Annotated in this window: 4 protein-coding genes and 1 pseudogene; 2 read left to right on the top strand and 3 right to left on the bottom strand. The window is 73.3% G+C overall.

Annotation, left to right across the window (positions count from 1 at the left end; translation table 11 throughout):
• Positions 1-56: 56 nt before the first annotated feature.
• Positions 57-425, bottom strand: a complete 369-nt coding sequence (locus tag E4099_RS27670; RefSeq protein ID WP_135341859.1) for a hypothetical protein — start codon at positions 423-425, stop codon at positions 57-59.
• A 653-nt stretch (positions 426-1,078) separates the two neighbouring features.
• Between E4099_RS27670 and E4099_RS27675 the strand changes: the two genes are divergently transcribed.
• The gene (locus tag E4099_RS27675) at positions 1,079-3,883 is read left to right on the top strand and encodes an alpha/beta hydrolase (protein ID WP_135341860.1); all 2,805 of its coding nucleotides are present in this window, start codon (positions 1,079-1,081) and stop codon (positions 3,881-3,883) included.
• Positions 3,884-4,019: 136 nt separating this feature from the next.
• Here E4099_RS27675 and E4099_RS27680 read toward each other — a convergent pair whose 3' ends face one another.
• A complete protein-coding gene (locus tag E4099_RS27680; protein ID WP_167828500.1) occupies positions 4,020-5,081 on the bottom strand; it encodes an ABC transporter permease in 1,062 nt (353 codons plus the stop codon).
• 161 nt (positions 5,082-5,242) lie between these two features.
• Here E4099_RS27680 and E4099_RS27685 point away from each other — a divergent pair, with 161 nt between their 5' ends.
• Complete coding sequence (locus tag E4099_RS27685; RefSeq protein WP_135341862.1) at positions 5,243-5,908, top strand: TetR/AcrR family transcriptional regulator; 666 nt, start codon at positions 5,243-5,245, stop codon at positions 5,906-5,908.
• Positions 5,909-6,070: 162 nt separating this feature from the next.
• Here the strand turns inward: E4099_RS27685 and E4099_RS27690 are convergent.
• A pseudogene (locus E4099_RS27690) lies at positions 6,071-6,198 on the bottom strand (ABC transporter ATP-binding protein); the annotation flags it as partial.

The raw sequence follows: 6,198 nt of genomic DNA on the forward strand, positions 1-6,198 counted from the left end.
AGGGCCCGGCCCCGCTTGAATCGTTCGCGGGGCGGGTCGGCGATCGGAAGGTGCGATCAGGAGACGCGCTTGAGGGTCCAGGCGTTGTTGTTGAAGCCGGAGTTCGGGAAGGCGACGCAGGAGCTGGTGTAGTACGAGCTGGTCTGGACCCAGCCGGCGGGGTAGTACGTCGATCCGCAGGCCTGGACGACGGTGCCTATGGGCAGGCCGGTGAGCTGCTTGATCTGCTTGATGTTCGGGTCGAAGTTCTGGGTGCCGCAGCTGGCGCTGTATCCCCAGCTGATGTCGACGTAGCCCGCCGGGGTGGCGGTGCTCGCGCAGGTGGTCGTCACGTCACCGGGGGCCGCCTGGGCGGGTGCGGCGGTGAGGGCGAACATCGCGGCGGCGCCGGCGAAGGCCGTGGTGAGGGTACGCAAACGGGTCATGGCGGGCTCCTTGGTTCCGAAAACGGCCAACGGGAAATGGCAGCCCGTTTCTACGGCCTGGCCGCGAACGGGAACAGTCGGTTTCCGGTCTGAGTGATCAGGCCACGCCGACGCCCGGCCCGCTGGCGGTCGGGAGGCCCTGGGCCCGGTCGGCCATCAGGCCCTTGAGCACGGCGGCTCCTGAGGGTCTGCCGCCATGTGGTCGGACCGACCGCGGCCATCGCGGACGTGAACGTCGGGCCGTGGCCGGAATGCCGGGCGGTTCGCCCTGTGATCGCGGTATGTCGCGCGGGTGAGGCAACCTCCCGGCCTCCGGTCCCGTCATTCCGGAACGGGGAACTCCAGTGACCACTGGGGTGATTGAGCCAGGACCTGTCTTCGGGGTCGGACCGGATCGACAAGCGGTGCGCGGTGCGTACCACCGCGAGGTGGACGGAGCCACCGGACGGTGGTGAGGGGTCTCTCCCCACTCGTGGGTCCCCCGCTCGCGCGAGGTCGCGAGCGGGGGAAGCCGCGGGCGGGGAGGGGCGGACGGTCGGGAGCACCTCCCGGCCCGTCGAGCCCAGGGGGAACCGCCCAGGTGCCGCACCAGGGGGCGAGCGCCCGGTACGACCCGGAAGGCCGTTCCCTGGCCGATGACAAGGAGGACCACCTTGATCCATGTCCCGCGCATGGTGACCGCCACCGCGGCGGCACTCGCGCTGGCGGTGGGAGCGATGGACGCCGCGCAGGCGTCGCCGGGGGCGGCGCAGGCGGGGAGATCCGCCGAGCTCCCCCGGTTCGCGCTGTCGGACGGCCCCGCGGGCGGGCTCCCGTCTGGCTGGCAGATCACCGGTACGGGCGCCGGGAGGCAGCTGGTGTGGCAGGCGCCCCACCGGGTGCCGATGGGCGACGCCCGGGTCGAGTTCTACGCCGGAGACCGGCTCCTGGGCCGGCCGGTCGCCGCGCAGGACCAGCGCACGTTCCGGTTGCGGCTCGGCGCGGCGGACCCTGGTTCCGCGTCGGGGCTGCGGGTACTGGCCGGCGGGCGCCGTCTCGACACCGCCGGTTCCGACTCCGCGGGGAACCGGGTGCGCCCGGCCGTCCCGCCGCGGCCGGCGGATCCGCTGCCCGCGAACCCGGTCGACCCCGGCACCCCCGGCCGCTACCGCACCGCCGGCGGCGAGTACACGCTGAAGTCCGTACGACTGCCCGGCTTCGCCGAACCGGTGGAGATGCGGGCCACCGTGCTGGGGCCCACCAACGCCCCCGGCCGCCGGCCGCTGGCGCTGTTCCTGCACGGCCGCCACTTCACCTGCTTCAACGCCGGGGGCGACATCACCGGCGACTGGCCCTGCGCGTCCGGCATGCGTCCGGTGCCGAGCTACCGGGGCTATCTGCGCGACCAGAAACTCCTCGCCTCCCAGGGCTATGTGACGGTCTCCATCTCCGCCAACGGCATCAACGGGCAGGACGGCGACCTGGAGGACGGCGGGGCACAGGCCCGCTCCTCCCTGGTGCGGCTGCACCTGGCGCGCTGGGCGGGCTGGTCAGCCGATCGCACCAAGGCACCGGCGGCCGTGCGCGCGATCTCGCCGGCCGACCTGAGCCGCACGCTGCTGGTCGGCCACTCCCGGGGCGGTGAGGGCGTCGACCGGGCGGCACTCGACAGTCTCGCCCCGCCCCCCGCCGACCAGGACGGATACCGGGGTCCGGTGCGCTGGCGCATACGCGGCACCGCGCTGATAGGCCCCACCGCCTTCGGCCAGAACCCGGCTCCCGACGTGCCCTCCATGACCATCCTGCCGGGCTGCGACGGTGACGTGTCGGACCTGCAGGGCCAGATGTACGTGGACGGCACCCGCGGCATCAGCCGGGGCGCCGCCCTGCACAGCGCGGTCTACATCCCCGGCGCCAACCACAACTTCTTCAACAGCGAATGGACTCCCGGGCAGGCCAAGGCACCGGCCGAGGACGACTTCGCGACGGACGACAAGCCGGACCCGGTGTGCTCGCCGGGCGCCAGGACCCGGCTGAGCGCCACCGCGCAGCACACCGCGGGCGCCACCTACATCGCCGCGGCGGCCCGGCTGTTCGTCGGGGGTGACGACCGGGTGCGTCCGCTGCTGGACGGTTCGGGCCGGCGTGCGCCCTCGGCGGACCCGGCGCGGGTGCTCACCCACGCGGTCGGCGGGCGCCGCACCGCCGCCTTCCTGCCGGATGCCTCGACGGCCGTGGCCGGCGGCCGGCTGTGCGCCCAGGTCAGCGAGGACCGGGCCACCGCCTGCCTGCCGCCGGATTCGCCGGCGGCCTCGCCGCACTTCGCCACCTGGGAGATGTGGTCGGAGCCGGGCCGGTACGCGGCGGCGATGCGCTGGTCGCGGGCCGGATCCGCGATGCGGGTACGCCCGGCGCGTCCGGTGTCCCTGGCGGGCGCCAAGGATCTGAGCCTGCGGGTGATCGTGCCGCCCAACAGCAAGGGCACCCGGCTGGACGTCGCGCTGGCCGATGCCTCGGGCCGCCGGGCGGTGCTCGGCCAGGCCGCGCTCGACGGGCTGCCGGGGACCGAGCGCACCGCCTCCTACTGGGGGCGCGAGGTCCGCGTACCGCTGACCGCCGCGACGGGGGCGGGGCTGGACCTGAAGCATGTGAAGAGCCTGGAGCTGATCCCGCGCAGCCGCTCGGGACAGGCGTGGCTGATGGACGCCTGGGGCTGGCGCCCCGGCACCCCGGTGGTGCGGCCGGCCTCACTGCCGCGCGTCGACCTCGGCCGCCTGACGGTCAAGGAGGGGGACTCGGGGGTGCGGACCTATCGGATGCCGGTGCGGGTCTCCGGGCGCGGCAGCGGCCAGGTCCGCCTCTTCGTCTCCGAGCCGGACACCGGCCAGGTCGACTCCCGGCTGGTGACCGTGCGTCCGGGCGGTCGCGACATCGAGGTGTCCTTCCCGGTGCGGGGCGACACCCGCTTCGGCTGGGACGAGCCCCACGATGTGTTCGTCAAGGCGGTCCGCGGCGCGGTGATCGGCTCCTACCGGGGCGGGGTGACCGCGGTGAACGACGACCCGATGCCCACGGTCACGGTGCGGCCGGTCGACGACCATGTCACCGAGGGGCGGAACCTGACCTGGCGGGTGTCGCTGTCCGCGGTCGCCGACGTGGACGTCTCCCCCTGGTTCGTCGTCCGACCGGTCAGCGGTGGAACGGAGCTGTCCACCCGGGATGTGGACCCGCGCTGGCTCGAGGACGCCTTCGGTGCGTCGCCGAGCCCGGACCGGCCGCTGTCCCAGGTGGTGCACGAGCCGATCCTGGACCTCACGGTACCCGCCGGTCAGCAGAGCATCGAGGCGTCCGTGCCCACCGTCGCGGACAAGATCGCCGAGCCGGAGGAGTCCCTGCGGCTCCGTCTGTTCACCTACGACGAGGCCTGGGAGCCGAAGGAGGGCCCGGAGTTCACCGGCACCGTACGGGACGCGGGCTGACCCCGGGGCGTCCCGGGTAGATCGGCCGGCCGCGCCTCGGCCCCGGCGGGGGCCGGGGCGCGGCCGCGCTTCCCGTACCCACGCGCACCGCCCGCCCCGGGCTCGGGGCGGGCGGTGCGCGTGGGTACGGCGCGGGTCAGCCGGCCGCCGCCACCGGGGTGGCGCCGGCGGAGCCGGTGGCCGGGAGCGGTGCGCGGCGCTGGATCCGGGCGGTGACCAGCAGGGTGACCAGCGTCCCGAGCACCGCGTAGGCGGACAGCACCAGGAGGTTGCCGGTGATGCCGTTGCCGGAGAAGTACACGATGTGGCGGATCGCGTGGGTGGCCGCGCCGTTGGGCAGCGCGGGGCTGATCGCCCGCCAGAACGGCGGCAGCATCTCCGGGGAATAGGCGCCCCCGGCGCTCGGATTGCCCAGGATCACGAAGAGCAGCACCGTCAGGCCGATGCCCAGTACGCCCAGCAGTGCCTGGAAGGCGATGGTGACCGCGGCCGCCCCGAAGACCACCAGGGTGCCGACCCCCCACAGGGCGAGCAGGTGGTCGTTGAGGGCGCCGAGCACCGGGCCGACGATCAGCGCGCCGCCCAGGCCGGAGGCGACCGCGTAGGGGACGGCGGTCACCAGCCGCAGCCCCGCCTCGGCGACGGAGGCCGGCTTGGCGCCCTTGGCCACGCCGAGCAGGGAGGCGAGCAGGTAGCCGCCCACGGTCCAGCCCACCACGAGGTAGAAGCTGGTCAGTCCCCGGGCGTCGCCGGCCTGCGGGGGCACGGCGTCCACCACGGACAGGGTGCGCTTCTGGGTCGCCTCGGCCTGGGTGAGCACCGTCTCCAGGGCGGTGGCGGTGGAAGCGCCGCCGGCCCCGCTGACCAGGAGGGTGTCGGTGCGCGAGGCCGGGTCGATGATCAGCGCGCCGCTGGTGTCGCCGCCGCGCAGCCGCTCCCGGGCGGTCGCCTCGTCCGCGACGGCCGTGGCCTCCAGCGGCTCGCCGGGGAGCGCGTTGAGCTTCCCGACCACCTGCGGTGCCGCCTTCTGGGGAGCCACGACGGCCAGGGTGGCCTTGTGGGGGGTGGGGTGGTGGAAGGCGCCCACATAGGACAGGACGAAGCCCAGTTGCAGCAGCAGCACGCCCGCGATGAGCGCCACCGTGCGCGGGGAGGCCGCCTCCCGCAGTCCCGCCCGGAATCCGGCGCGGTTGTCCATCTGACTCACTGGTCCTGCACTTCCTTGATGAGCACTGTCGTGACCTGCGCTTTCTCATCCCGTGACGGGCGACGATTCCCCATTTCGATACACGAGGGTATCCGATACTTCGATGCATCCGATACATCTATGTATCGAAGCAGCGAACATAGGATGTGCGCATGGTCGAAGTCAGCGGCAGCGCCCCGAGCCCCCGCACCCAGCGCGCCGGGCAGCGCCCCGGCGGCACCGGGCCGCGCGTCACCAAGCGCCGGGCCGAGACCCGGGAGCGGCTGCTGGCCGCCGCCTTCGGAGTCTTCGCCGAGCGCGGCTTCGGCCGCGTCGGGATCGAGGAGGTCTGCGAGGCGGCCGGCTATACGCGCGGCGCGTTCTACTCGAATTTCGACAGCCTGGACGAGCTGTTCTTCGCGCTGTACGAACAGCAGGCCGGCCACACCCTGGCCCAGGTCAACGAGGCCCTGGCCGGCGCCAGCGCCGACGAGGGACTGCCGGCCCTGATCGACCGGGTGGTCAACGCCCTGCGCATCGATCGCACCTGGGTGCTGGTGCGCACCGACTTCCTGCTGCACGCCGCCCGCAACCCGGAGGTCGCCGCCGCCCTGATCCGGCACCGCGAGGCGATGCGGGAGACGGTGCAGCCGGTCGTGCGGGACATGATCGATCCGGCCGCCATGCCGCCCGGCCTGCGCGAGCCGCAGGCCCTGACCGCCGCCATCATCGACATCCACGACGCGGCGGCCGCCAAGCTCCTCCTCGAGCCGGACCTCACGGCCCTGCGACCCTGGCTGCGGGACCTGCTCACCGCCCTGCTCAGCCCTTCCCGATAGCCGGGCCGATACGGGGAGCAGCACATGCGTGGGGCCCTGCCGGATTTCTCCGACAGGGCCCCACGCCGACAATCCGGAGGCCGTCCCATCGCCTCCGTTCAGCCGATGGTCATCCCGGTGGACGCAGCGGGAACGGCATTCCATGGAATCACGGGACCGCCTTTACTTCCCGGTCTCCTTCTCGTACGCCTTGATCACCTCGTCGGTGGGGCCGTCCATCAACAGCTCCCCCTTCTCCAGCCACAACACCCGATCACAGGTATCCCGGATCGACTTGTTGTTGTGGGAGA

Origin of the sequence: Streptomyces palmae (assembly GCF_004684805.1) — a bacterium.
In the GTDB taxonomy this organism is placed as follows: Bacteria; Actinomycetota; Actinomycetes; order Streptomycetales; family Streptomycetaceae; genus Streptomyces; species Streptomyces palmae.

What these genes read in the sequence shown, in the direction of transcription:
- E4099_RS27670 (WP_135341859.1), bottom strand. Translation starts at nt 425, where the DNA reads ATGACCCGTTTGCGTACCCTCACCACGGCCTTCGCCGGCGCCGCCGCG.
- E4099_RS27680 (WP_167828500.1), bottom strand. Translation starts at nt 5,081, where the DNA reads ATGGACAACCGCGCCGGATTCCGGGCGGGACTGCGGGAGGCGGCCTCC.
- E4099_RS27685 (WP_135341862.1), top strand. Translation starts at nt 5,243, where the DNA reads ATGGTCGAAGTCAGCGGCAGCGCCCCGAGCCCCCGCACCCAGCGCGCC.